The organism is Bradyrhizobium sp. CIR48 (genome assembly GCF_014198315.1).
Taxonomy (GTDB): Bacteria; Pseudomonadota; Alphaproteobacteria; order Rhizobiales; family Xanthobacteraceae; genus Bradyrhizobium.
The window spans coordinates 118,883-144,451 of sequence record NZ_JACIHG010000003.1 but is presented as its reverse complement, the minus strand read 5'-3'; the positions used below and the strand labels follow the sequence as shown (position 1 = coordinate 144,451).

The window sequence follows — 25,569 nt, the reverse complement described above, 5'->3', positions numbered from 1 at the left end:
GCCCCAATTCTATACAGCGCACGCATTTACCTTGGCCAAGCGGTGTGCGTGAGAGTCGATCTTCTTGGAGGGGCTTAGTATGATTGCAAAGGGGGAGGCGCCAGCGCGATAGATTACGCGCCAGACGTTGCGATTAGCCATCCGACCGCATTTGCGCCGCACCTGCGTCGATTCCAAGGATTTATGGGTGTCGTTGGCGATGCAGCCACAACAACCTTGAATCGGCCTGCGACTGTGCTCCAAGCAAAAAGGGTCCATTGCTCACACGACATTCGTGAAATGTGCTTACCGGAAATCGGCTATCGACTTATGGGGTATTTGGCTGAAATTGGTAAAATCGAAAGTGTTGATGGGATGCATCCAGTTCGTGGATCGCGCACGCGCGTAATCTCATCTCTTACATCGAAAGCGGGGCAGTTAGTTTTTTCTGTCGTCTTATGCGCCTTTTATGGCGCCTGCTGATTCGTTGATGACCGGCGGCCATGATTGAGAAGAGAGAGGTCGCAGCAGTGATCGCTGGCGAGCCTCTAAATCGGACTCCAGTTGTCACGAAGGTGCAAAAAAAACTCCTCGATCCCCATTAGCCAAAGAGAAGGTCATGGAGTCTCGTCGGCGACTATCCGACCAGGTCCGGCCTCCCGCAGATGCAGGATGAGCCTGAGCAATCGCGGGCCTTCATTGAAGAGGCCCGCGAGATCGAAGCAGACGAAGAGCGTTCGGCCGCGGATGAGTTGAGAAAGCGGTTCGCAAACAGTCCCTAGGCCAAAGCTCGACCCCAAATACGAGCGCCAGGCGGTCAGATATCGCCGATTTTCTCCCTAACAATGTGTATCGGACGACCCTCAACCATGAGCGCCTGTGGCTTCCCATCTGAGAAGTTAGCAGGTCGATCGAGCGTCAGGCTCCATCTGAAGTCTGCCGGTACTTGAGCGCCCGTTACCAGCGTTCCGCCGGTTGGCGCATATAGGTTGACAGTCCCCTTTATGCGGCCGCCTTGCTCGATGTAGGTGCCGCTACAGCGAAGGTTTTCAGCGCCGACACCGACAATCTTGCCGTTGCTGACGTAGACGATACCGCCGCCAGCTCCGCCCATGCCGGCGAAGAATTCCTTCGAAAGCAGAGTTCCATGTGTCCGAGTAAGAAGAAGCGCAGCTCAACGGCTTGATCGCTGCCAATGAGGCTGCCGATCGCCTTTGCGCCCAGGGCAAACAACAACCAAAATCGCAACCAACTTCGGATAACCACAGCGCGTCGGTCTACTTGCCAAGCATACCATCGCCCAATGGACATTATCCGCCAAAGCTATCGAGAATTTCAGCTTTGATTGCGGTTGCGGTATACAGGGAAATCTCCAGCGGAAGGTTTCCGAATGCAACCTGGCAAAGCAAGTAGTTGGTACCTGCCACTTCCATCTGCTGAAGAAGGAGCTGTCGGACCGAAGTTGGCGTTCCAACGACGCACAATTCGCTTTCAAGTGCTGCATCGAAGGTCAGCGGAAGGGCGGGCGGTGTCGGAATGTCTTTCAGCTCGTAGAGGAACTTAAAGCTTTCCAGCCATCGCCGATACGCAGCTTCGGCCGCCGCATGAGCGTCCCGATCAGACTTCGCAATCACGACCATGCGGGCCAGCCCGAGAAATGGGTCGCGGCCGTATGCCGCTGTATTGTGGGCTCGACGGGAGCGGTAGGCGTCCGTAACGTTCCGGACAACACGGGCGGGGCCTATGCACGCCAGATTGGCGCCATTTGCAGCGGCCCACTGCGCCGACTCAGCCCGATTGCTCGCGATCCAGGTAGGCGGATATGGACGTTGATGAGGCCTCAACGTTAAGGGTATCTCGCTCAACTCGAAGTGGCGTCCCTGATAAGATAACGTATGTCCCTTCAGCGCAATATTCAGGATCTCACTGGCTTCCGTATAACGGCTTGGTGCGGCGTCTGCACTGATGCCGAAGAAGCCCCATTCAATCGGCTGTGAGCCGCGGCCTATCCCGACCTCGAGCCTGCCGCCGCTCAATTGGTCAAGCATGCAGATCTCCTCGAACGCGCGCAATGGATGATAAAGGTTGAGCAACAGGACGAGCGGACCGAAGCGTAATCGCCGGGTGCGCTGCGCGACGCTCGATAGAAACAGGTTCGGCGAGGGCCCCCTGCCATGAGGTGTGCAGTGGTGTTCGGCCAGGTGATAAGCGTAGAAGCCTAGCGAGTCGCAGACCTCGATCAGCTTGAGACGATCTTCATATTGTCGTGCGGCATCTCGGCCGTCGTCATCCAAATGGTCGAAAATGCCGCACCTTAGTCTTGAAGGAAGGCCACTCTTCACTCGATCAATCTCCGGTTATGGGTCAGATGGCTGCTGCTTCATGCCGTCGCGCTCAAAGAGGTCTCGTTCGTCATTCGACCGCTTAGGCCGCTTCTCTTTGGGGGCGCGGATCTGAGCTTGCACAATGTGAGTGGTCACGAGAATGCGCAGATGGCAGTCCGGCCGCACCCTTGCTAGACGTTCCCGAAGCGCCTCCACAGCGAGCATGTGCTCGACCAGAAGCATCGTTAGCCGCTTCAGAGGTTCTGTGCCTGCGAGCCAGATCAGCTCGGGCACGGCTACTATTTGTCTATCATCGGATGTAGCGTCTCCTTCAGCTCGACATCGGGTAGCTCTGCGAGCGCTGCAACGAAAGCAAAAAACGCTCCGAAAGTTGCAAGTATAAGAGAGCTTGCGAGTATCGCCGCTCCAACGACCTGAGTGCGCCTCATCATCGGTGTCACTTTGGGTTGGGGGAGACGGCGTTGATGCCAATCAGTTCTGCTCGACAGTTTCAACACGGCCGTCTCGCCAGCGGTAAACCAGAAAGCCAGGAGCCGCATTGTCTCCCTTTGTATCGAACCGGACTGGGCCAATCACGGTATCAGTCGGCCGTGAACGAAGTGCGCTGGCGACGCGCACAGCATTGAAAGAGCCGGTCCGGATCACCGCCTCTGCCCATGCTTGCACGGCTGCATAGGCGTAAAGCGTGTAGCCTTCAGCGGACAGGTTGGAAGCTTTGAGTTTGGCCACCACGCCGGCCGCATTGGCATTCCTGGCGGGGTCCGGCATGAAGGTAAACAACGTGCCATTTCCAGCGCTGCCTGTAATGGCCCAGAATTCAGAGGTCATCAACGGATCGCTTGCCATGACGATGAGTCCCGCTCTTGCTTCTGACGCCTGGCGTACAAACAATCCGATTTCGGTGTGATAGCCGCCGATATAGGCGACGCGCACCCGATCCTTCTTCATTCTTGAGACCAGCGCCCTGTAATCCTTTTCACCGGCTACATAGCTTTGGCGAATGACTTGTTCACCGAATCTCCGAAGCTGTGCTTCAACGACGTCGGCGATACCCTTGCCGGCGGTGCTCTTGTCGTCGAGCACTGCGATCTTGTCGTTAGGGAAGTTCCGGTGAATGTACTCTGCGGCAACGATGCCCTGTTGGTCGTCGCGGCCGCAGATCCGAAAGACACTCTCAAGGCCGCGTTCTGTTAGCTGAGGATTTGACGAGCCTGGTGACATCTGAATGATGCCTGCTTCTTCGTAAATCCCGGAGGCCGGGATCGACGAGGAAGAACAAAAATGGCCAACGACCAACCGGACCCGCTCCGTTGTGAGCTTATTCGCGACTGCGACAGCCTGCTTCGGGTCGCATGCGTCGTCGGCGACACTCAATATCACCTTGGTATCGAGAAGTAGGCCAGAAGCGTTCAACGCCTCGACCGCCACAGCCGCACCATCGCGCATTTGCGCGCCGAAGGCAGCGCTGCTTCCGCTCATTGGCCCAACTACGGCAATATTGACCTCGGAGCTGCGCGCAACCGAGGCGAGGGCGCAGAAGAGAAGCGCTGCACTCGCAGCAGAAGCGTAACGCCCACTTAACATTGTAGAGCTCCCAATGCTCACCTGAAGTGAACCGCCAGCAGCTGTGATCAGACGTGCCTGCACGTTGAGGCTGTCTGACAAGCGAAGCTTGCGTGAGGTCGGCCAGATTGCGACCATGCTAGAGCCTACAATTTGACGTTACGTGCGGTTCAAGTCCCTTTGAAGGAGCCTCGATCAGTGTGTCAGGGAGCGCCGATCGGCGAGGTCGTGACGACTGTCCGGTTGAGTCAATAAAACTGTCGGCCCGTATCGGAGCCGCCGATCAACCAAGCGTCATCGCGTTTTCAGATTGCCAGGGCCGATCTGCAATGCCGTGCGGAGCCGGCCGTGAGGACGTCAGTACGGCTGATCTTCCAACCCGCCAAGGGCGAGATCGAGATATTGCATGAGGCAGGGGTCCCAACCAGCCAGACTACGGGGGGCGCTTAATCGTGCAAGTACCTTCAGGATCATCGAAACGCGTGAATCGGCGCCGGCGATTTCGCTGATCAGCAAGCGTGCTGCAACTGCGACAGCTTTTGCCCGCTCGCCGCAAGGATGCTCGCCCCGATCCATGCAATCACGCAGGTCGTTGCGGATCCGCCGCCACCGCTCCTCGCGATCTGCAGCTAACTTGCAGGTACATCGGGACGTCTGATTATGCGTCTCGACCCGCGACATGGCGTTGAGGGTGGCAGGCAGCTCATCCACACTTACCTGGATATCACTGTCGATGGTCATGTTGCGCAAGCGATCTCGCAGCAGAGTTGCTCGAGCGACTTGAAGTTCTATCCGCTCTAAATGCTTGCGTAGAAGATCGATAAGTGAGGTCGTGCCCTCCATAGCTTTACGGATCTCGACAAGGGAGAAGCCAAGCTCACGTAGCGCACGGATCTGGTGAACCCGTTGCACGCTTTCGCGGTCGTACATCCGGTGGCCGCCGTCAGTACGCTCTGAAGCCGCTAGTAGCCCGGTGTGTTCATAATGATGCAGCGTGCGTACCGTTACTCCGGTCGCCTCTGCAAGTTCGCCAATGCGCCATCGACGCCTTCGTGGTGTAGCTTTGCTCATGTTGTTCAATTTCAAAGCCTACAACCTGACGTCACGTGTGATTCAAGCTATTTCAAAGCTCTAGCTGGATCGTCTTCCATTCCAGCGCGTGGGAGGTGACTATCCTCAGAATGGCGGGGGATCAACCCTGAGGGGAAATGGTGATCAATAAGTTCGTCAGGCATGCCAGTCGAGCCTCGCCAGCCGCTGTACGCTCCAGGATGAGTTTGGCGATTGCTGTGCGATTTTCCGGACTTCGCATCGATGGGGGTAGCGCGGTGACCGCACTATCATAAAGGCGTCCTAGGACGGAAAGCTCTTCCGGATCGAATACGCCGATGCACTGCTCCAACGTTCAGCTCCTTGTTTGTCATTGCGTCATGGCAGCGCACGTCGTCAAGACGTTTGGCTGCGATAGGGCCAAAACAAGTCAGACCCGCGGCGCGGAGCGACGAAGATGCGATGTACTCCCAGGTGATGCGACAGGGCAACACGGGTGCGCGATGCTTGCTTCCACAGCGCAAGAGATCGCGGTCATGTGCATGATCGATGACCAGCACGCCCACGGTGCGTGATGGTACGACTCCGAAGAAGCCGAAGCGTTTCCGCTCATCGGGAGCCACTACTGATTCGGCGAGTTGACGAGGGCAGCCCAGCGGCGATTCTGCTGTATCGCGGCAGGTGCGCCCTGCGGCCGGGTGCAACGTAACGCCCTGTCTCTAAAACCAGGCCAACAGTCTGAGCCGCCGCTCGCACGTCGAGCCTATTGCCAACGTGCGAAAGACCTACACAACGTCGTCATGATAGCCGTCCGCTGCGAATATCTTTATAGAGCGATCATGAATTCGAGCGAGGCGATCCTGAATTGTCTGCGCTGAGGTTCGCGGATCTTGCGTGCGTCCTTACGAAAACGGCGAGACAGATCATGCGAAATCTCCGGTAGGATCCGCTCGTTCCGTAGCGCAGATGATGGAGGGCTCTTCTCCCGTCACCATGCGGCTAGCCTCCTGCAACAATATCTCTCGCATCCACAGGCTTTCCGGGTCGCTATTGTCAAGCACGGGCCATTGGACCGCCTCAGTGAAGGCGGGGAATGGCTGCGGGAGCTCCGCAATGCGAAGGGGCATCGTTCTTTGGAAATGCTTTACGAGCCCCAATGGCATCGTCCCTATGCGGTCCGTGCCTACCAGCAGGGGCGGGATCATGCTGAAGCTCTGCACGAGAATGTCGATACGCCGGTTCAGACCGAGATCGAGTAAAAAGGATTCCTCGATCGGCGTCTTGCGCGCACCTCCGAGCTTAACCGCCACGTGGCCCATCGACATGTACCGATCAAATGTAAGACGCCGCAGTAGTTGGCTGTTCGTGCGGCAACCTACGCAGACGAGTCTCTCCTCGAATAGGGCCGCCCTGGGGTGCGCGCTGGACATGAATAATTCGGGCAAGATAACAAAATCGACTTCGCCGCGGCGGAGAAGCTCATCCTGCTCATCGGTGAGCGCGACCAGTTCGAAGCTGACGGCGGGTGCTTCTCGCGCGACGCGCTCCACGACATTTCGAAAGAATACGACTGTTATGAAATCAGAAAGGCCGATCCTGAATCGCCGGCTCGATCGAGCTGGATCGAACACGTGTCGCGCGATGATTGAGAGCTCAATGTGCGTTAGAGCCTCGCGCACAGGACCCGCGAGTCCTTCCGCGCGTGAGGTCGGGACAAGTTCCCGCCCCCTCATCCCAAACAGCTCATCACGGAAGTAGGAACGCAGCCGGGCAACGGCCGCGCTCATGGCAGGCTGACTAAGATTAATCTTGCGTGCCGCTGCGCTGAGGTTGCGCTCAGTCATTAGAGCATCCAGCGCGACGAGAAGATTTAGATCCAGACCTTTGAAACGCATGTCTACTTATCCGGCATGAACGGGGTTGCGGCGCATACAACGAGCGGTGACCGCTGCGTCTCGAGAGGTCCTATTGGCTTGCCCGAATGGACATCGTTCCGTCCTGCGGGCGAAAAGACGCTCGTGAAAGACCGCAACAACGGAGAGCAAGGCGGTAGGGCGACCAGCCGCGGCCGGAAACCGTCAGGAATCCCGAAGTTGATCGGTCTCGCCGCTTCCGGCGAGCCACGCAACAGGACCCGGTCAGTTGGTTAATGGCAGATGAACACAGTGTCCGGCCAGCGCCGTGAGTTCGCCAAAGCGCCCGGTCGACGGCCGCGTAGTGCAGCGTTAGTCACGGCGGCCAACCTACAACCTGACGCAGTGTGCGGTTCAAGCGATTTTATCGGGCAAGCCAAACATTATTGTGCTGGAGGAGGTGTGTTCTGCCGCGATAGTGCCGGGCGTCGCCTGTTTGACGGGCCTTACCGACGAGCCGTCCAAATGGGCGTCCCTTTTGCTGCCCAATCCCATCCAAACCCCCGTTCCAAGCCGGAGGCTTCTTCGCACATTCATTCTAACTCTGAGGCCAGGGTATCGGCTTCGCGCTTACGCCTGTTTGCAGTGCAAGCGCATCAAACATCACCAGCGAGGTCACCTCGCGCACCGCTCGGCAAGTCTTCGCAACCGATCGCCGTCTCTGGCAGCTTGGCCCCAGTCACGTTGAAGTGGCGAAAGCGGCCGAGCAGGTCGAAGGATTGTTAGCGTATTTGGAACGTGCTGGGAGCGGCTTATTGTGAGCCTAGCAGCGCCTGCGAGTTGGAGGCTCCTGATTCCCAGATGCCATGTTAGATGCTTCCTCCAGCAATATCCGCCGCATCCAAATGCTCGCCGGGTCGGTATTGTGGAACGCAGGCCACTGCACAGCCTCGGTGAATGTGGGCAGGGGGAGCGGTGGCTCGACGATCCGCAGTGGCATCCGCTTTTCGAAGTGTTTGGCGAGCCGTAAGGGCATTGTGCCGATACGTCCTGTGTCCAACAATATGGGCGGAATCAGGCTAAAGCCCTGCACAACGATCTCAATGCGTCTCTTGACGCCGTGCTCAAGCAAAAACCATTCTTCGAGGTTTGGTCTGAGCGCCCGTCCGAACTTCGCCGTAACGTGCCCCATCGAGATGTATTTCTCGAACGTAAGCTGCCGCGAGAGCTGCTTGTTCTCGCGGCATCCCACGCATACGAGGGTCTCCTCGAACAGCGTCGCCTTAGGATGCGCGCTCGACATGAACAGTTCCGGCAGAATGAGAAAATCCACCTCGCCCCGGCGGAGCAGCTCATCGGGTTCATCGGAAAATGGCAGCAATTCGAAGCGCACCGCCGGAGCTTCCTGTGCGATACGGTCCACAATTTGGCGAAGAAAGACGATCGTCATGAAATCGGAGAGAATGAACCTGAAGCGTCGGCTCGACTGAGCAGGGTCAAACGCGTCTCGCGATATGATCGAGAGTTGGATGTGCAGCAGGGCCTCGCGAACCGGACCTGCAAGCGCCTCCGCGCCAGGTGTCGGGACAAGCTCGCGACCTCTCATGGTAAATAGCTCATCGCGGAAATAGGTGCGCAGCCGCGCGATCGCCGCGCTCATAGCCGGCTGGCTCAGGTGAATTTTGCGCGCCGCCGCTGTGAGGTTGCGCTCCGCCATCAGAGCATCGAGCGCGACGAGAAGGTTTAGATCAAGTCCCTTGAACCGCATGTTGTGAGTCTATCCATCGTGTGGATGTATTCCATCGAAACAATCGATTTTACCAAATTGCGGGATGTTAGATAGCAAACATCAGTTTGCAAAAGAAATCAGGCATACCATGATGGCTGCTGCTCGTTCACGCTGGCTCAGAGAAAAACTCCTGGACGTGCGAGCAGCCGGCGCATCCGCTTCGAGGGCAGCTATGGACGCGCCGTGCCAGCCGCGTCGCTTCTTCTCGGTGCAAAGCTCGCTCGATCGAGCCGCCAGGCGGATCTCCATAAACCTTGGTATGCGTGTTTCATCCGTTTCCATATTGGAGGTTTACCCGCGTACACTTGAGAGCGCGTTCAGCCGCATTCTAGTGTCGCGAAATAGCGGCAGGCGCAGATTGCGGATGCCAAGTAATTCAGGCGACTTTCCAAATGGCTCGCCTGTCCACAGCATTCAGGGCGTGTCGAAGATGCATATGAGGCAATTTGATCTGATGCCACTAGGATGCGGCGTCGATGAGGCCCCCTGCATCGAAGGCCTGCCCGCAGACGTCAAAACGTCGACAGCGATGCTAGACGAGGCGGAGAAGCTCCGTGGTGCAGACAGATTCGGGCTAGTCCAATCGCCTCGTCGGCATCTCCCGGGATATCTCGCGCAGGGCATTGGCCGGATGACGAGTGCGAACCATGAGATCGCTTCGTCGCGAGCGAAAGCGCACGCGGCGGTGCGCGAGGAGTGCCGCGCTCAGACGGGTCATGGCAGCTCAGTTCAGTATTGATCAGCGGTTCAGCGACTAGCGAGTTCACGTGACCATCTCCGCTCATAACTCCATCGGCGCAAGGAAGCTCGCCATGAACATTGCCGTATCCCCGACTGCGGAAACTCCTTCTGCACGCGCTCAAGTGCAGTGGAGTCGTCGCTGGGAAAGCGAATTGCAACTCGCCGATCATGCCGAACTCGCCGAGTTCTTCCGCAAGAGTTACGGGCCGACCGGTGCGTTCAATGCGCAGCCATTTGAGGGCAACCGAAGTTGGGCCGGTGCAAGACCTGAGGTCCGCGTAATCGGTTACGACGCGCGCGGGATAGCTGCTCACCTCGGGCTACTACGCCGCTTCATCAATGTTGGTGGGGTCGATCTTCTCGTGGGCGAACTGGGGTTATACGCGGTGCGTCCGGATCTTGAAGGCCTGGGAGTCAGCCATGCAATGCGCGTGATGTATCCCATGCTGCTGGAGCTTGGGATTCCATTCGGCTTTGGCACGGTTAGGCCTGCGCTTGAGAAACATATGACCCGACTGGTCGAAAGGCAGGGGCTCGCAACACTCATGTCTGGTATTCGCGTCCGCTCCACGCATCCAGATGTGTATCCCAATTTGCCGCCGATCCGGATCGAAGACGTGATCGTAGTGGTTTTCCCGGTTGGACGCTCGATGAGCGAGTGGCCGGCCGGGACGATCATCGATCGGAACGGGCCTGAGCTGTGAACGGGCTTATGCCCCCATCGGCTGTCCGTTGCGACTACGCTGACGTGAGCGGAAGTCGCCCTGTCTATTTGACCTTTGATGATGGGCCAAATCCATCTTGTACGCCAGAAGTGCTCGATGTGCTGGCGCAACATCGGGTTACGGCGACGTTCTTCGTGATCGGCATGTACGCGGCCGACCAACCTGAACTCATTCGACGAATGATTGCGGAAGGGCATGAGGTTGCGAACCACACGATGACGCATCCGGATCTATCCAGATGCGTACCTGCGGAGGTACGCGATGAACTGTTGACGGCGAGCGAGGCAATCCGTTCGGCTTGCCCGCAGGCCTCGCCCAGGTACATGCGAGCACCTTACGGCATATGGACACAAGATGTGCTTGCTATCTCAGCGAGCGCTGGTCTCACAGCTGTGCACTGGTCTGTCGATCCGAGAGATTGGTCCCGCCCCGGAGTTGATAGAATTGTGAGTTCAGTGCTGGCGAGCATTCGCCCGGGGGCAATTGTTCTCCTGCACGACGGATATCCTCCTGATGAGGAGAGGCTGTGCACTGATGCCACGCTGCGTGATCAGACCACGATGGCGCTGTCATATCTGATTCCGGCATTACAACGGCGCGGGTTTGTAATCCGTCCGCTCCCTCAACTTCACTGAACAAAAACTGGCACCCTATGGACATTCTCGCTACCACCAGTGCTGTCGCCGTTTCGTCTTATGCATTGCTCTCGACTATCTACAAGAGCGCGCAAGCGCTTTATGCCAGACCGGCGATGAACTCATCGCAGCAGGACAATCTTGGGCGATCGGAGGCGCCCCTTCCCAGTGTAGACGTCATCGTGCCGTGCTTCAACGAGGATCCAATCACGCTCGCCGAATGTCTGGAGTCGCTTGCGAGCCAAGACTACACCGGAAAGATTCAGGTTTATGTGGTCGACGACGGATCTGCAAATCGCGACCTTGTCGCGCCTGTACACAAAATCTATGCGAACGATCCGAGGTTCAGCATCATCTTGCTGGCAAACAACGTTGGAAAGCGCAAAGCGCAGATCGCCGCAATACGCAGCTCATCCGGTGACCTGGTTCTCAACGTCGACTCGGATACGATACTTGCCGCTGACGTTGTCGCGAAGCTTGTATTGAAGATGCATGACCCGCAAGTCGGTGCGGCCATGGGTCAGTTGATAGCGAGCAATCGCAGCGAAACCTGGCTGACCAGGCTGATCGATATGGAATACTGGTTGGCGTGCAACGAAGAGCGCGCGGCGCAAGCTCGTTTCGGTGCGGTCATGTGCTGCTGCGGCCCATGTGCTATGTATCGTCGTTCCGCGCTCGCTTTGCTACTTGATCAATACGAAGCGCAATTCTTTCGCGGGAAGCCGAGCGATTTCGGTGAGGATCGCCATCTAACCATCCTCATGCTCAAGGCGGGGTTCCGCACCGAATATGTCCCGGACGCCATCGCAGCAACAGTCGTCCCTGACAGCCTTGGGCCATATCTGCGTCAGCAACTCCGCTGGGCGCGCAGTACCTTTCGGGACACGTTTCTTGCGTTGCGTCTGCTGCCAGAGCTCGATGGCTATCTGACGTTAGATGTTATCGGGCAAAATCTCGGCCCGTTGCTTCTCGCCCTTTCATCACTGGCTGCGCTCGCGCAGCTCGTAATCGGCGGTTCGGTACCCTGGTGGACGGGATTGACGATTGCAGCAATGACGATGGTCCGGTGCAGTGTGGCATCCCTTCGTGCTCGCGAAGTGCGGTTTCTGGGCTTCTCGCTCCACACACCGATCAATATCTTTCTCTTACTTCCTCTAAAAGCCTATGCGCTTTGTACCTTGAGCAACAGTGATTGGCTATCGCGCAAGGTCGCCAACGTGTCGGCGGAAGGGGAAAAGGAGCCGGTCATCCTGCAGCCGAGCGCTGGACGAAGTCCTGCAAGTATGGGGGGAGTGTGTAGCACAATTCGTAAGACGGGGGTTTCGCAACGTCCATCGAGCCTGGCGGCGAAGAAGAGTGTTTGCGGTCGCGACCGTTCGACTGCCTTCAAATAGGTGATTGGCTCATGACCCTGGACACAAATCATCAGCTGCTAGAGCGCGAGTTGGCTTTCGACGATCCATGGCGCCTCGACAGTAGTTCGTTTGAGCAGGAGCGATACGCGCAAATGCTCCGGATGTCGCATCGCGATGGAGATGTTGCGTATGCCCTCGAAGTAGGATGTGCAGCCGGTGCATTCACGGAGATGCTGGCGCCGCTTTGCGAGCGACTCACGGTGGTCGATGTCATGCCGCAGGCGATCGATCGAGCGCGACGACGGACCAGGAAGTGGTCACATATCACGTGGGTGACCTGCGACATTCAACGGTTCTCGACCACTGAGCAGTTCGATTTGATTGTAGTGGCCGAGGTTCTCTACTACCTCAAGGACATTGTCGAGATGCATGCGGCCATCCGCAACCTGGTGAGTATGCTTGCGCCAAATGGAACTCTGATTTTCGGGTCCGCACGTGATGCCACATGTCAACGATGGGGTCATGCTGCTGGTGCCGAAACGGTGATCGCTCTCTTCAACGAGAGCCTGTCGGAGGTCGAGCGCCTGCATTGCCACACCGACTCGGTCAACGAAGACTGCTTGATCGTCCGGTTCCGGAAGCCGGGTCATTCGTCAGAACAACCAAACGTCGGTCACTAGACCAGGGGATCGTATGCGCATCTGCGGCATCAAGTTAACACATGACGGGGCAATTGCTGTCGTCGAGGACGGGCAGCTTGTCTTTTGCACCGAGCAAGAGAAGCGCGGCAACAGTCCACGATATCAATCCATCGAGAATCTCGATGCAGTCGTGCTCGCCTTGGCGGAGCATGGCCTGGATCCGCGGGATATCGATCAGTTCGTGATCGACGGCTGGGATGGAGAGATTGAGTCGCAGTTCCAGGTCCTAAGTGGCGCTGTGCCGATCGCGCTGAAAGGGGCGCCATATGTCGAGCGCCATGCTGAGGGCCTTCTTGATTCCGTCGACGGCTTTGGCCTGATCCTCGGAGGCAAGGCCTTTACATATAAGAGCTACCCGCACGTCACGGGCCATGTCGCGTCAGCATATAGCACCAGTCCCTTTGCCAGCGCGGGAAAACCCGCGTTCTGTCTGGTATGGGACGGCTGCATCTTTCCACGTCTTTACTATGTCGAGCCTCGGGGGGCACGGCTCATTGCATCCCTATTTCCGATGATCGGCCACGCCTATGCTGCCGCGGGCCTTCACTTCGGCCCTTATAGGCAGCCGAACCGCTCCAATTGGGATTTGGGCATCGCCGGCAAGCTGATGGCTTACATCGCGCTTGGCTCTGTCGACGAAAGCATCGTGACGGTGTTTCAGGAGCTCTATGAAAAGCGCTTCGCCGATGACACGGAGCAGGCTCGTCGCTACCGCGCTGACATCAACAATGCGGAATCGTCGCTGGCAGCTATGCACGACTTCTTCGAGGCAAGCGCATTGCGCCTGACGGCCAAGCGAGCGGAGGACGTCCTTGCGTCGTTTCATGTGTTCGTGGAGCGTCTTCTTGTCAAGGAAATGGCGATGGTTCTGTTGCGACACTCGTCGCTTCCGGGAGCGCGAAATCTATGTATCGCCGGAGGTTGCGGTCTCAATATCAAGTGGAACAGCGCGCTTCGTGCGGAGGGATTGTTCGATGACGTTTGGGTGCCGCCGTTTCCGAATGACAGCGGCTCGGCAATCGGCGCTGCTTGCGGCGCGATGGCGGCGCAAAATGGCTTCGGGCCATTGGAATGGTCAGTTTACAGTGGTCCGGACCTGCAGGACAGCGAGCTTCCGCCGGATTGGGAGGCGGCGCCATGCAGTCTGCGTGAACTTGCGGCGATTCTCGCCGACAACAAGCCGGTCATCTTCCTTTCCGGGCGCGCCGAGCTTGGGCCGCGGGCGTTGGGCGGCAGAAGCATTCTTGCAGCGCCGACCTCCCCGGCAATGAAGGATCATCTCAACGACATCAAGCGTCGCGAGCACTTCCGGCCGGTGGCGCCGATCTGTCTGGAGGATCGGGCGTCAGAAATTTTCAGCCCAGGTACGCCAGATCCTTACATGCTTTTCGATCACCAGACCCGGGCGGAATGGCGCGACAAGATCCCTGCTGTGGTCCATCTTGACGGCTCGGCGCGGCTGCAGACAATCTCCCGCAACTCTCCGCACAAGGTCGCCGCGCTTCTGGTCGAATTTGAGCAACTCACGGGGATTCCGCTGCTCTGCAACACGAGCGCGAACCTCCACGGACGGGGATTCTTCCCGGATGCTGCCGCGGCTTGCCAATGGGGGCGTGTTGAGCATGTGTGGTGCGACGGCCAGCTCTGGACCAAAACGGTCGTTAAGAAGCCATCGTCTGCTGAACGACTTCTTTCAGCCTAAGATGAATATGTCCACGGTAGCGATCGACCTTGCCGGCGTGAGAAAATCATTTGGCGATAAGATCATCGTCAATGAGCTCTCGTTCTCTGTTGCGCGCGGAGAATGCTTTGGCCTTCTCGGGCCGAATGGAGCTGGCAAGAGTACGATTGCCCGTATGGTCCTCGGCATGATTTCGCCGGACGCAGGCAAGATTACGGTGCTCAATGAGCCTGTCCCTTCCCGCGCTCGTGTGGCGCGTGTGCGCATCGGCGTGGTGCCGCAGTTCGATAACCTTGAAATGGAGTTCACCGTACGAGAGAATCTGCTGGTGTTTGGCCGCTACTTCGGCATGAGCGCTCGCAAGATCGAGGCGGTCGCCCCCTCGCTGCTCGAGTTTGCACGCCTCGAAAGCAAGGCGGACACGCGTGTCGCCGAGCTGTCCGGTGGTATGAAACGACGGCTGACGCTGGCGCGTGCGCTAATCAATGACCCGCATCTGCTCGTGATGGACGAGCCGACGACTGGTTTGGATCCGCACGCCCGCCACCTGATTTGGGAACGACTGCGAGTTCTGCTCGGGCGGGGCAAGACGATTCTCCTGACCACTCACTTCATGGAAGAGGCCGAACGTCTGTGCGATCGGCTGTGTGTCCTCGAGGGTGGACGCAAGATCGCCGAAGGCAAGCCGGACAGCCTGATCGATGAGCATATTGGCTGCAACGTGGTCGAAATCTATGGCGGTGATCCACATCAGCTCTGCGAGTTGATCAGGCCGCATGCACGGCACATCGAAGTGAGTGGTGAGACGCTCTTTTGTTATGCGCCATATCCGGAGCAGGTACGCGTGAAACTGCGCGGGCGAGCGGGGCTTCGTATTCTGCAGCGCCCCCCGAATCTCGAAGACGTGTTTTTGCGGCTGACCGGGCGCGAGATGGAGAAGTGAGCGATGGGTGAAAGTTATGCGGCGGTGATGCCCGCTAACGCGTACAATTGGGTTGCGGTATGGCGTCGAAACTTCCTAGCATGGAAGAAAGTCGCACTTGCATCGATTCTCGGCAACCTCGCAGATCCTATAACCAATCTGTTTGGCCTCGGCTTTGGCCTTGGACTGATCGTGGGGCGCGTTGAGGGAACGTCGTACATCGCGTTCCTGGCGGCAGGCATGGTCGCGACCAGCGCCATGACGTCCGCGACCTTTGAAACCATGTATGCAGCCTTTGCACGCATGGACGCCAAGCGCACCTGGGAAGCAATCCTCTCCACTCAGCTCACGCTTGGCGACATCGTTCTGGGTGAACTGGTGTGGGCGGCCAGTAAGTCCGTTCTGGCCGGAACAGCGATCTGGATCGTCGCTGCCACGCTGGGTTATGCGTCATGGCCATCCATTCTGTATGCGATGCCAGCAATCGCCCTTACTGGCCTTGTCTTCGCCAGCATCGCGATGGTCGTCATATCTCTTGCGCCAAGTTACGATTACTTCGTGTTTTACCAGACACTTTTCCTCACTCCTATGGTGTTTTTGTGTGGCGCCGTCTTTCCGACGAGCCAACTGCCCGGCTCATTTCAGCATTTCGCCGGCTTATTGCCTCTCGCACATGCGGTCGACCTTATTCGCCCAGCGATGCTTGAGCGTGGCGCCGACAGCGCTGCCCTGCACGTAGGTGCGCTCTGCGTTTACGCGGTCTTGCCCTTCTTCGCGTCGACAGCACTATTTCGTCGCCGGCTGATGCGTTGACGTGAGTTCAGCAAAAATGGAGAAAGTCACATCGATGCAATGTCACGATGCGTTCCGCGGTAGCTCGGGATGACCTGGTCTGTCACAGCAACTGCTGCAATGGCCTTAAGAAGCCCAGATCGAGCAAGGTCTACGGCCGCCTGTTCGGTCGATCGGTGCGGACGCCAGCACCGTACTTTCTGAGCGCCAGTCGCTAGGCGCCGAGATGGACTTTGCAAAGTTGTGTTGTGCTGTCTGACCCGCGCAACCGACGGAGCGTGACTGTAAAGATTTGATAGGTGGGACGCAGTTGGCGTTCTCGGCATGATCATATGGAGAACGGGATGTTGTGCCTAGGAGTGAGTGGCGGACTTGACAGAATCTATGAAAGCTCACCGGAGCTGCCGAGTACATTTCTGCACGATGGCGCTGCGGTTCTTGTGCAGGATGGCCGCGTGATTGCTGCTGTCGAAGAGGAGCGCCTCAACCGCGTCAAGCACTCCAACAAGTTCCCGAGCAATTCGATCCGGTACTGCCTCTCTACCGCAGGGGTTGAGCTCGGCGAGATCGACCGTATCGCGTTCTACGCGACTGAAGCCTACTGCAATACCATGCTCGAGCGTCTTTCTGTTTCTCAGCCCGTTCCGTTGGACGCCAAACTGTTGCTGCGCCAGCTGCTGGCACGGGAGTTCGGCGCTGAGATCGATCCGTCGCGGCTTTCCTTCGTGAATCACCACGAAGCGCATGCCGTGAGCGCGTTTGCCATGTCCGGCTTCGAGCAAAGTCTCGTTTTTGCGATCGACGGCGGTGGCGATTTTCTCTCCGGCTTATTGGCAGTGGGGTCTGGCACCGAAATTGCACAACTAGCAACCTTCCCGGAACATAACTCCCTGGGGTTGTTCTATCTCGAGACGATCCGATATCTCGGCTACGGGTTGTTCGACGAGTACAAAGTGATGGGGCTTGCCCCGTATGGTGATCCCGCTCCCTATCGCGAGCTCTTCGCGCAGTTCTACGAGTTGCTGGAAAACGGTGGCTATCGCGTTCACCTGGATCGGATCGGTCCGGCCCTGGTCCGCAAGCTCGAGGTTCGGCGAAAAGGAATGTCGTTCACCCAACAGCATCGAGATGTCAGCGCTTCGCTGCAGGAGGCGCTGGAGCGGATCGTCTTTCACATCCTGCGGCACCATCGTGAAGCGACGGGCATGACACGCTTGTGCTTGGCTGGGGGAGTAGCCCATAATTGCACGCTGAACGGTAAGCTGCTTTATTCCGGGCTATTTGACGACATCTTTGTTCAACCCGCGGCGCACGACGCCGGTTGCGCACTGGGCGCTGCGTTGATGGTGTCAAACGAGCTGGGCAAGCCGGCGCCGCGCGAGCGACTGCCGGACGTTTATTGGGGGCCCGATCTCGGCAACGAGCAAGCCGTAGAGCATGAGCTCAACGCATGGTCAGGCCACCTCGACATTCAGCGAAGTGATGACATAGCATCCAGTGCGGCAGACTGGATGGCAAATGGCGCTGTAATCGGCTGGGTTCAGGGCCGCTCTGAGTTCGGTCCACGTGCGCTTGGTAACCGCAGCATTCTCGCGGACCCGCGGCCTGCGGAAAACAAGGACCGCATCAACGCGATGGTCAAGAAGCGCGAGGGCTATCGCCCCTTTGCGCCATCTGTACTGGAGGAGGATGCAAGGGAGTTCTTTGAGCTCCCGGAGGGCACGCGGCAACTCCCCTTCATGAACTTCGTGGTTCGTGTGCGTGAAGCCAAGCGTAACGTGCTCGGTGCGATCACGCACGTTGATGGGACCGCTCGGCTGCAGACAGTATCGCGCAAGACAAACCCCACCTATTGGGATGTAATTGATGCGTTCAAGAGGCGAACAGGCATCCCAGTTCTTCTAAATACCTCATTTAACAACAATGCCGAGCCGATCGTGGAGTCCGTGTCAGATGCGATCACCACGTTCTTGACGACTGACCTGGACGGACTTGTTGTTGGTCCTTTCCTCGTCAGGAAGCGACCAGCATCACTGCAGGATTGGAGTGCACTCGGCGTTTCATTGCCGCCGTATGCATCCCTTCATCGTGTTCGCTCCCACACAGCGCCCGATCGTCAAGAAACGGCCTGCGAGATCCGCACGGGACATTCCGCCCACGATAGTACGCGTATCTCACATGAGCTTTTCGAGATCTTGATGCGGATCGAGGGCGAGGCGTCGCTCGGCGGGCTTCTCGACGCAACCATGCTGGACCAGGCCAAGCGTGAAGATCTCGTGAAGGAACTGCGGCTCGTGTGGGAGCTGCGGGGCGTTCGGCTGCATCCGCCGCGCGCGGCTTGCGGCTGTAATAAAGTGCCAAGCGAACATAGTCGGAACTCATGAGCATGGCCATGCCGATGCCTGCATGTGAGGAGGCTAGGCCATCCGACGCACGGGTGGGCATCGGCCATCCGACTGAAATCGGGCACGTCGACGCAACACCGCTCGAGAAAAAACGGAAAGTGTTGCGAGAACGCTGCCCATCACGGATAGCGCTGCTATGAAGTTCTACCGACGCAGCTCGCCGGCACCGCAATTTCAGACCGTGACGTCGGACAAGATGATACGTGAGATGTCTGCAATGACGTCTCTTGTCCAACCAGGAGCCCGGGAAGAGGCAATGCAGAGCGGTTCGAAGAATGATAGGTTCGTAGTTTCCCGGCGACGCACGGGGTTCGGCGACTGCCTGTGGTCACTGGCGGCAGCCTGGCGTTTTGCAAAGCAGACAGGACGGACGCTAGCCATCGATTGGCGGGGATCTTGTTATCTCGATGAGCCATCCACCAACGCCTTTCCAGTCTTCTTCGAACCGGTTCAAGACATTACTGGCGTGCGGGTGATTTGCGATGACAAGATCAATCAGTGTTCATTTCCGGGACCGTTCTTCCCGACATGGTGGAACAAGCCAACCATCGATTGCGTCTATCGCCCGGACGAGCAAATTTTCAGGGAGCGCGACGAACTCGATCGACTGTTCCAAAGTCACAAAGATAGTGACGCTAACACGGTTGTGTGTGATGCGTGTCTGATGTGGCGCTGCGATCAGGAGGCCGAACGAGAGATCTTTCGGAGCATCAAGCCACGACCTGAAATTCAGGCTCGGATTGATGCTATCTACCAGGAGCACTTTGAGCCGTACAGCGTGATCGGCATTCATGTCCGGCATGGCAACGGCGAGGACATTATGGGGCATGCTCCCTATTGGGCTGACCCGGAGCGCGCCTTGCGCCAGGTCTGTAATGCCATCGATAAGGCCAGGGTGTTACCCCACGCAAAACCCCTGAGGGCTTTCCTGTGCACGGACAGCGCGCTCGTCCTTGAGAAGGTCTCGACTATATTTCCCGATGTTTTCACGATCCCAAAACGGTTCCAGGCACCTCAGGCCGGCCCATTGCACAACGCCGCGCTCGGAGCCGAGGGCGGCTTTTCCGCCCTCATCGATATGTATCTCCTTGCGCGCTGCGACACCGTGATCCGTTTTCCCCCGACGAGCGCCTTCACGCGCTATGCGCGTCTCTTTGCCCCACGCGTGATCGAATTCGATTTGAGCGATCCGAGCCGATTGATCCTGATTGAAGAATCCCCACAAGAGCTCGTGGCTTTATGAAATTCGTAGCTCGCCTGATCGATCTGATTGCCGCTTTTTGCATCCAGCAGTATTGGCAGATCTTTTCGGGCCGGCAATTGCCTGCCCAAGGTGATGCTCTGTCCCGAACTTCCACCGGAGAACAGAGCGACGCGGGGTACGAATGTCTTCCGGTGAAGCTCGACGTCGACAACAATGAGCTTACGTGCGGCCGCCGCGGTAAACAGGTGTAACACGTCTTCGTCATCCCCTCGGGTGGGTCCAAAGTCGAAGCTAATCGGTGGTCGATCGCGGATGAACATACCGAAAGGGGTCTCCGTTCAGCCGGCGAGTTCCGTCTTGGCGGTCTGTACGCGCTGGTGCCAACGGGCGCTCTCGAGATCCACTATTTTGAAGAAACATTCAGTACGCCAGGTCGTGGTCCGGGAATCAATCCGCCCGGCGATGTGCCAGTGCCGGACACAGCAGAGCGGGGCGCGATGAAGTCGGCGTCAGCTGCCGGCGAATCTAACGTACGAAGCTGGTAACGTCAGCTTTCGAGTTGAAGCGGCTACTGGCGGCGGCCGCTATCCTGATCGATCGTTGCCTCGACGAGAGGCGCTGGCCATGTTTTTGGCTCTTCCGGTTGTGCGATCAGGAAAGAGAGCGCGGCTCGTAGCTTTGTCTTGACGCAGGCGAGTGTGCTCGCGACATTACGTAGCTGATGCACCATCGCTGTCACAAAGCACACGCGCCGTGTCTTGAGCCCGCCAAACATTCCGCGTGCGCGACACTAGGACGCAAAACGAAAGCGGATTTACATGCATCGCAGTGGCCCAAATCCTGCTACGCGTGCTGCGCGCATCAGGAGAGGAGGCGGGCGTGGGTCTGGATCTGCCAAATGACGATCTAATCAGAGGCCCGCTGCCCGAAACACATTTAGCTTGCCCCTTTCAGGCCGATAAAGCCCGTGTTCATGGCGGAGAACAGAAGGCGATGTTGCTCACCGGAGCATCGCGCGGAATTGGTCATGCCACTGCCAAGCTGTTCTCGGAGGCGGGCTGGCGCATCATTTCTTGCGCGCGTCAGCCGTTCGACGGCGAGCGATGCCCCTGGCAGGCAGGGAACGAGGATCATGTCCAGATCGACCTCAGCAATCATCGAATGCTGCCGCGCGCGATCACTGAGGTCAAGAAACGATTGGCCGGTGCACCTTTGCACGCGCTAGTGAACAATGCCGGTGTCTCGCCGAAAACGCCCGCTGGCGATCGGATGACGTCGTTGACGACGTCAATCGAGACTTGGATGAGTGTGTTCCATCTCAATCTGGTGGCCCCGATCCTGCTGGCGCAGGGTTTGTTTGACGAGCTAAGAGCCGCGTCAGGGTCGATCGTGAATGTGACTTCGATCGCGGGCTCGCGGGTGCACCCGTTTGCGGGCAGCGCCTATGCCACGTCGAAAGCTGCGCTCGCGAGCCTCACACGCGAAATGGCCCACGATTATGCGCCGCATGGCATTCGCGTGAATGCGATCGCGCCCGGCGAAATCAGGACGGACATGTTATCGCCCGACACAGAAGCGCGTCTCGTGCCAAGTATCCCGCTGCGCAGAGTGGGAACCCCGGATGAAGTGGCCAAGGTCATCTTTTTCCTGTGCTCGGATGCGGCGAGCTATGTCACAGGGGCCGAGGTGCCAATCAATGGTGGGCAACATCTGTGAATCGGCCGGCCTTGGCGACACAGCTGACGTGAGCTGCAACAGCGGTACATGCGTTCTTCGCTGACGACGCGCACGCAATCCGTAAAAATGCAATGAAGGCACACTGTAAGTTTACTGTCGTGCCATGAAAAGATGTCACGGTTCTATGTCATCTCGTCAACACCGGCGTTAGAACGAGAGTGACATGCAAAACGAAGCTCGCCAACCAGGACAAGGTACCAGGGAGGATGATCAAGAGAACGGAGGCCGCCTCATGCTGGATATACCTTCCTCACGTGAAAGACCTACCTCGCAATCTGAGCCGGAGGGTAAGCTCTCGGGGGACCCGTTGCGTGAGAGCGCGCTGACCGGCATCTTCGAAATATCGAAAATACTCACCGCTCCTTGTCGGCTCGAAGTCACGTTGGCCAACGTTGTTGGTCTTCTGCAATCGTTTGTGCAGATGCGACACGGCATCGTCTCACTGTTCGACGACGACGGCATGCCGGACATTACAGTGGGCGCCGGCTGGAGCGAAGGCAGCGACGAACGTTACCGAATGCGACTGCCGCGGAAGGCAATCGACCAGATCATCGCGACGGACAGGCCTCTTGTCGTCGAAAACGTGGCCGCCGAGCCAGTATTCAGCGCTACCGACCGGGAAGTGCTCGGCGCCTCTGATGATATGCCAGTGTCGTTCATCGGGGTTCCGATTCGTATTGATCCGAAGGTCGTGGGTACGCTGACGGTCGACCGTATCGGGGACGATACGTCGAGTCTCGGGCTAGAGTACGATGCGCGGCTGCTCGCCATGATCGCCAACCTGGTGGGACAAACAGTGAAGTTACATCGCTTGTTCGCCTGCGATCGCGAACGACTGATGGCGGAGAAAGACCGGCTACAAAAGCAAGTACTAGAATTTAGGCCACCCGCTCGGGAGCGCAAGAAGCTACACGCCCATGGGATCATTGGCGACAGTCCGGCGTTGCGCGGGCTGCTCGAGAAGATTGCGGTTGTAGCCAGATCTAACAGCACGGTTCTGCTGCGCGGTGAATCCGGTACCGGAAAGGAACTCGTCGCCAAGGCCATTCACGAATCTTCGTCCCGCGCCAGGCGCCCGTTCGTTAAGCTGAATTGCGCGGCGCTTCCTGAGACCGTCCTGGAATCCGAATTATTCGGACATGAGAAAGGCGCCTTTACCGGTGCGTTCAGCGCGCGCAAGGGGCGCTTCGAACTTGCTGACAAAGGAACGCTGTTTCTTGACGAGATCGGCGAGATCTCAGCTCCGTTCCAGGCGAAGTTGCTGCGCGTTCTGCAAGAGCAGGAGTTCGAGCGCGTCGGCAGCAACCAGACTCTTAAGGTCGATGTTCGAGTGATAGCTGCGACCAACAAGAACCTTGAAGAGGCTGTCACAAGGAGCGAGTTCCGCGCGGACCTTTACTATCGCATCAGCGTAGTTCCCTTACTGTTGCCGCCGCTGCGCGAAAGACGCAGTGATATTCCGCTGCTTGCCAGGGAGTTCCTCAGAAATTTCAATAACGAGAACGGCCGTACTCTGACGTTGGAGGCGAGTGCGATCGATGTACTGATGAACTGCGGATTTCCGGGGAATGTCCGCGAACTCGAGAACTGCATCGAGCGGACAGCGACGCTGTGCGCCGGATCATCGATCGTGAGAAGTGACTTTGCATGCTGCCACGGCCAGTGTCTTTCTGCGATGCTGTGGAAAGGCACGTCAGATGAGAGACCAGACCAGCCCGCACCCCTGGCATCGGTGCCCGCAAAGTCCACCATTCCGCTAGCTCAAGCGACCCAGCCGGTCCAGTCTGTCAGCGGCGAGCTGGCCTTACTGGGGCCTCCTGGCACTGTTCTCGTTAGTGGCGCGAAGATGGCCGATCGCGAACGGGTGATTGCGGCCATGGAAAAGTCTGGCTGGGTGCAGGCAAAAGCAGCGCGCCTGCTCGGACTAACGCCGCGCCAGATTGGCTACGCGCTGAGGAAATATGGAATCGAGATAAAGCGTTTCTGAACGATGACATCGGTCGGAACTGCTACCGCCAAATAGCTTTATGAGGACGATCTCCGATGGGCAATCTGATCGCAATCTGAAGGAAATGGGTCCGCCCTCGGGGGGCGACTTGACCCCGAGCGAAGGCACCGCGCCCGATTGCGGGACTGCTGTCGAAAGGCGGGCTTACCTGGTTCGATGAGAGACGACTTGCGCGCGATGACATACTGAGCGTCACCTGCGGGCCATGCAATCGCGCACAGCTGCTGAACATCTAAAGCGTCATGCCTATCCGTCGATCAAGATCGGACAGTGAGCGGCAATGCTGAACGTCAACCGGTCGGCCACCCGCTGGTGATTGGCGGCGGTAATCTGTCGCAAGCTGTCCTGGCCCGACTCAGCTGGCGTGCCCTGCGGAACAGCGCTGTCGCAGTCCTGACTATGTTAGCATTCCTTCGTCGGCAAGCGGGCTAGAGGGGGCGCATCACCCGGTCTAAGCCTCTGTGATGGCAAGCCAATTCCAAAAGGGCGCGCGATGGTACAACACTTGCTGTGCTCTCCGCAGCTGTCGCAGCTTTTGGAGCAACACCGTGCACAATGTCGTCTGCATCAAACAGGTTCCGGACTCAGCGCAGATCCGCGTGCACCCCGTCACCAATACAATCATGCGTCAGGGAGTGCCGACCATCATCAACCCGTATGACCTCTTCGCGCTCGAGGCCGCGCTGGAGCTGCGCGATCGGTTTGGCGGCGAAATTACCGTGCTTACAATGGGGCCGCCATCGGCGGAAGATTCTTTGCGAAAGGCGCTGACTTATGGCGCCGATCGCGGCGTCCTACTCACCGATCGCTGCTTTGCGGGCTCCGACACCCTGGCCACAACGTATGCACTTGCAACAGCCATTCGAAAAATTGGTAAGGAATATGGCCAGACAAACCTCATCTTCACGGGAAAGCAGACCATCGACGGCGATACGGCGCAGGTTGGGCCCGGCATCGCAAAGCGGCTGGGCGTATTGCAACTGACCTACGTTGCGAAAGTCAGATCCTTAGATCTCGCCGCCCATACAATTGAAGCGGAACGACGCTCCGAAGGCGGTGTCCAGGTGCTGCACACGAGGCTACCCTGTCTCATCACCATGCTGGAGGCAACGAATCAGATTCGGCGCGGCGCGATGGAGGATGCCTTGCGTGCCGCGCGTGCCAAAATCGTGAAATGGAGCGCAAACGATGCCGGTATCGAAGACGTCTCCAAATGCGGCCTCAAGGGATCGCCGACCGTCGTCAAGCGAGTGTTCGCTCCCTCTGCGCGGGCTGAGAAGGCGGAGCTGGTCGAGGCAGCCGAACAACCGGCGCCGGCGTTGATAGACGCAATTTTCAAGCACCAACCGAAGCTCGAAGCCGATCTTGCGGCACTTGTCCGCGACGTTTGATCTGGAGAGTCCTCATCGTAACGGTCCGAGGATGTCTCAACACCATGAGGCACCCGCGTCCAGTGAGCGCGATGATGTAGGTAGGAATCTCAGCCGGCGACCTTCGCATTCTGGTCCATGGCGTTTTTCGATTGCTCGCGATCACCTGGGACCGCATGTTCCGTAGACCACGTTATGGCCTCGATCGATCCCCGGAGTTGACCGCGATTGTCAGGCGCATCGACAAAGGGCTGCGCATGCGTCCAGATCTATGGTCGTGTTCGACGGCGTTGAGGCGACCGCTCCTCGCGTAGTTGTCACGAGCGAAGACGGATTACGTCAGCGATCGGGATCACCATGCTGGCGCACGAACGCCAAAAGCGCTGTCCAGGCGCGAAGCCCACCTATGTGGTAGCTTTGGACCAATCTCCGCGTTTCAAAAGCCCTTTACCCGTTGTGAGTGGCGGCTCGCCCATCGCCGTCTGGTGTCCGACGGCCATGCAAGCGCTGTCAGGTCTAGTACACTGCAATGACGAGTCGGTCGCGAGCGTTTTGCCAATGTATTCAGGCTGTGGAGCGAATGCACGAGTTGGCACGGTGATTGCTATAAACGTGCAAGAAGACAGCGCGGTGGCGCTCGCGAACGTGAAACATAGCGCCGGTCTCTTTGAGAAGCTCGTGCCGGCCAGCAGCCGGCATTACGCGCGGCTTGCC

The 25,569-nt window shown here is 57.9% G+C and carries 19 protein-coding genes; 13 read left to right on the top strand and 6 right to left on the bottom strand.

Annotated elements, in window-relative coordinates:
• Positions 1 to 796: 796 nt before the first annotated feature.
• The 6 genes from GGD66_RS11035 to nodD1 all read right to left on the bottom strand — a co-directional run bounded on the left by GGD66_RS11035 (position 797) and on the right by nodD1 (position 8,558).
• Positions 797 to 1,093: a hypothetical protein gene (locus GGD66_RS11035; protein WP_183257711.1), complete on the bottom strand. Its 297-nt coding sequence runs from the start codon at positions 1,091 to 1,093 to the stop codon at positions 797 to 799.
• 196 nt (positions 1,094 to 1,289) lie between these two features.
• Positions 1,290 to 2,321: an LLM class flavin-dependent oxidoreductase gene (locus tag GGD66_RS11030; RefSeq protein ID WP_183257710.1), complete on the bottom strand. Its 1,032-nt coding sequence runs from the start codon at positions 2,319 to 2,321 to the stop codon at positions 1,290 to 1,292.
• Between the two features lie 474 nt (positions 2,322 to 2,795).
• Positions 2,796 to 4,025, bottom strand: a complete 1,230-nt coding sequence (locus GGD66_RS11025; RefSeq protein WP_246788829.1) for a branched-chain amino acid ABC transporter substrate-binding protein — start codon at positions 4,023 to 4,025, stop codon at positions 2,796 to 2,798.
• A 219-nt stretch (positions 4,026 to 4,244) separates the two neighbouring features.
• Positions 4,245 to 4,958, bottom strand: a complete 714-nt coding sequence (locus GGD66_RS11020) for a MerR family transcriptional regulator (protein ID WP_183258041.1) — start codon at positions 4,956 to 4,958, stop codon at positions 4,245 to 4,247.
• Positions 4,959 to 5,860: 902 nt separating this feature from the next.
• Complete coding sequence (nodD2, locus tag GGD66_RS11015) at positions 5,861 to 6,832, bottom strand: transcriptional regulator NodD2 (protein WP_183257709.1); 972 nt, start codon at positions 6,830 to 6,832, stop codon at positions 5,861 to 5,863.
• A gap of 781 nt (positions 6,833 to 7,613) precedes the next feature.
• Positions 7,614 to 8,558 (bottom strand): transcriptional regulator NodD1, encoded by a 945-nt coding sequence (gene nodD1, locus GGD66_RS11010; RefSeq protein ID WP_104462415.1) that lies wholly within the window; start codon positions 8,556 to 8,558, stop codon positions 7,614 to 7,616.
• Positions 8,559 to 9,391: 833 nt separating this feature from the next.
• Here nodD1 and GGD66_RS11005 point away from each other — a divergent pair.
• The 13 genes from GGD66_RS11005 to GGD66_RS10945 all read left to right on the top strand — a co-directional run bounded on the left by GGD66_RS11005 (position 9,392) and on the right by GGD66_RS10945 (position 24,876).
• Entirely contained in the window at positions 9,392 to 10,024 is a 633-nt protein-coding gene (locus GGD66_RS11005; protein ID WP_183257708.1) for a NodA family N-acyltransferase, read from the top strand.
• Positions 10,021 to 10,680, top strand: a complete 660-nt coding sequence (nodB, locus tag GGD66_RS11000; RefSeq protein ID WP_183257707.1) for a chitooligosaccharide deacetylase NodB — start codon at positions 10,021 to 10,023, stop codon at positions 10,678 to 10,680. Before GGD66_RS11005 ends, nodB begins: the two co-directional genes overlap by 4 nt.
• A gap of 17 nt (positions 10,681 to 10,697) precedes the next feature.
• A complete protein-coding gene (gene nodC, locus GGD66_RS10995; RefSeq protein WP_183257706.1) occupies positions 10,698 to 12,074 on the top strand; it encodes a chitooligosaccharide synthase NodC in 1,377 nt (458 codons plus the stop codon).
• 11 nt (positions 12,075 to 12,085) lie between these two features.
• Positions 12,086 to 12,715: a nodulation methyltransferase NodS gene (nodS, locus tag GGD66_RS10990; RefSeq protein ID WP_183257705.1), complete on the top strand. Its 630-nt coding sequence runs from the start codon at positions 12,086 to 12,088 to the stop codon at positions 12,713 to 12,715.
• A 13-nt stretch (positions 12,716 to 12,728) separates the two neighbouring features.
• Complete coding sequence (gene nodU / locus GGD66_RS10985) at positions 12,729 to 14,438, top strand: nodulation protein NodU (RefSeq protein WP_183257704.1); 1,710 nt, start codon at positions 12,729 to 12,731, stop codon at positions 14,436 to 14,438.
• Position 14,439: 1 nt separating this feature from the next.
• Positions 14,440 to 15,360 (top strand): nodulation factor ABC transporter ATP-binding protein NodI, encoded by a 921-nt coding sequence (gene nodI / locus GGD66_RS10980; RefSeq protein WP_183257703.1) that lies wholly within the window; start codon positions 14,440 to 14,442, stop codon positions 15,358 to 15,360.
• Between the two features lie 3 nt (positions 15,361 to 15,363).
• Entirely contained in the window at positions 15,364 to 16,152 is a 789-nt protein-coding gene (locus tag GGD66_RS10975; RefSeq protein ID WP_183257702.1) for an ABC transporter permease, read from the top strand.
• 323 nt (positions 16,153 to 16,475) lie between these two features.
• Positions 16,476 to 18,515 carry a carbamoyltransferase gene (locus GGD66_RS10970; protein ID WP_183257701.1) on the top strand — a complete coding sequence of 680 codons (2,040 nt, stop codon included), beginning with the start codon at positions 16,476 to 16,478 and terminating at the stop codon, positions 18,513 to 18,515.
• Between the two features lie 157 nt (positions 18,516 to 18,672).
• Entirely contained in the window at positions 18,673 to 19,779 is a 1,107-nt protein-coding gene (locus GGD66_RS10965) for a nodulation protein NodZ (RefSeq protein ID WP_283813334.1), read from the top strand.
• The gene (locus GGD66_RS10960) at positions 19,776 to 19,991 is read left to right on the top strand and encodes a hypothetical protein (protein ID WP_183257700.1); all 216 of its coding nucleotides are present in this window, start codon (positions 19,776 to 19,778) and stop codon (positions 19,989 to 19,991) included. The genes GGD66_RS10965 and GGD66_RS10960 overlap by 4 nt, the downstream gene beginning before the upstream one ends.
• Before the next feature lie 628 nt (positions 19,992 to 20,619).
• Positions 20,620 to 21,456, top strand: a complete 837-nt coding sequence (locus tag GGD66_RS10955; protein WP_183257699.1) for an SDR family NAD(P)-dependent oxidoreductase — start codon at positions 20,620 to 20,622, stop codon at positions 21,454 to 21,456.
• 184 nt (positions 21,457 to 21,640) lie between these two features.
• On the top strand, positions 21,641 to 23,464 hold the full coding sequence (gene nifA, locus GGD66_RS10950) for a nif-specific transcriptional activator NifA (protein ID WP_183257698.1): 1,824 nt from the start codon (positions 21,641 to 21,643) through the stop codon (positions 23,462 to 23,464).
• A 569-nt stretch (positions 23,465 to 24,033) separates the two neighbouring features.
• Positions 24,034 to 24,876 (top strand): electron transfer flavoprotein subunit beta/FixA family protein, encoded by an 843-nt coding sequence (locus GGD66_RS10945; protein WP_183257696.1) that lies wholly within the window; start codon positions 24,034 to 24,036, stop codon positions 24,874 to 24,876.
• Positions 24,877 to 25,569 lie beyond the last annotated feature (693 nt).

Coding starts and splice junctions, on each gene's coding strand:
- GGD66_RS11035 (WP_183257711.1), bottom strand. CDS start 1,093: ATGGGCGGAGCTGGCGGCGGTATCGTCTACGTCAGCAACGGCAAGATT.
- GGD66_RS11025 (WP_246788829.1), bottom strand. CDS start 4,025: ATGGTCGCAATCTGGCCGACCTCACGCAAGCTTCGCTTGTCAGACAGC.
- GGD66_RS11020 (WP_183258041.1), bottom strand. CDS start 4,958: ATGAGCAAAGCTACACCACGAAGGCGTCGATGGCGCATTGGCGAACTT.
- nodD2 (WP_183257709.1), bottom strand. CDS start 6,832: ATGCGTTTCAAAGGTCTGGATCTAAATCTTCTCGTCGCGCTGGATGCT.
- nodD1 (WP_104462415.1), bottom strand. CDS start 8,558: ATGCGGTTCAAGGGACTTGATCTAAACCTTCTCGTCGCGCTCGATGCT.
- GGD66_RS11005 (WP_183257708.1), top strand. CDS start 9,392: ATGAACATTGCCGTATCCCCGACTGCGGAAACTCCTTCTGCACGCGCT.
- nodC (WP_183257706.1), top strand. CDS start 10,698: ATGGACATTCTCGCTACCACCAGTGCTGTCGCCGTTTCGTCTTATGCA.
- nodS (WP_183257705.1), top strand. CDS start 12,086: ATGACCCTGGACACAAATCATCAGCTGCTAGAGCGCGAGTTGGCTTTC.
- nodU (WP_183257704.1), top strand. CDS start 12,729: ATGCGCATCTGCGGCATCAAGTTAACACATGACGGGGCAATTGCTGTC.
- nodI (WP_183257703.1), top strand. CDS start 14,440: ATGAATATGTCCACGGTAGCGATCGACCTTGCCGGCGTGAGAAAATCA.
- GGD66_RS10975 (WP_183257702.1), top strand. CDS start 15,364: ATGGGTGAAAGTTATGCGGCGGTGATGCCCGCTAACGCGTACAATTGG.
- GGD66_RS10970 (WP_183257701.1), top strand. CDS start 16,476: ATGTTGTGCCTAGGAGTGAGTGGCGGACTTGACAGAATCTATGAAAGC.
- GGD66_RS10965 (WP_283813334.1), top strand. CDS start 18,673: ATGAAGTTCTACCGACGCAGCTCGCCGGCACCGCAATTTCAGACCGTG.
- GGD66_RS10960 (WP_183257700.1), top strand. CDS start 19,776: ATGAAATTCGTAGCTCGCCTGATCGATCTGATTGCCGCTTTTTGCATC.
- nifA (WP_183257698.1), top strand. CDS start 21,641: ATGCAAAACGAAGCTCGCCAACCAGGACAAGGTACCAGGGAGGATGAT.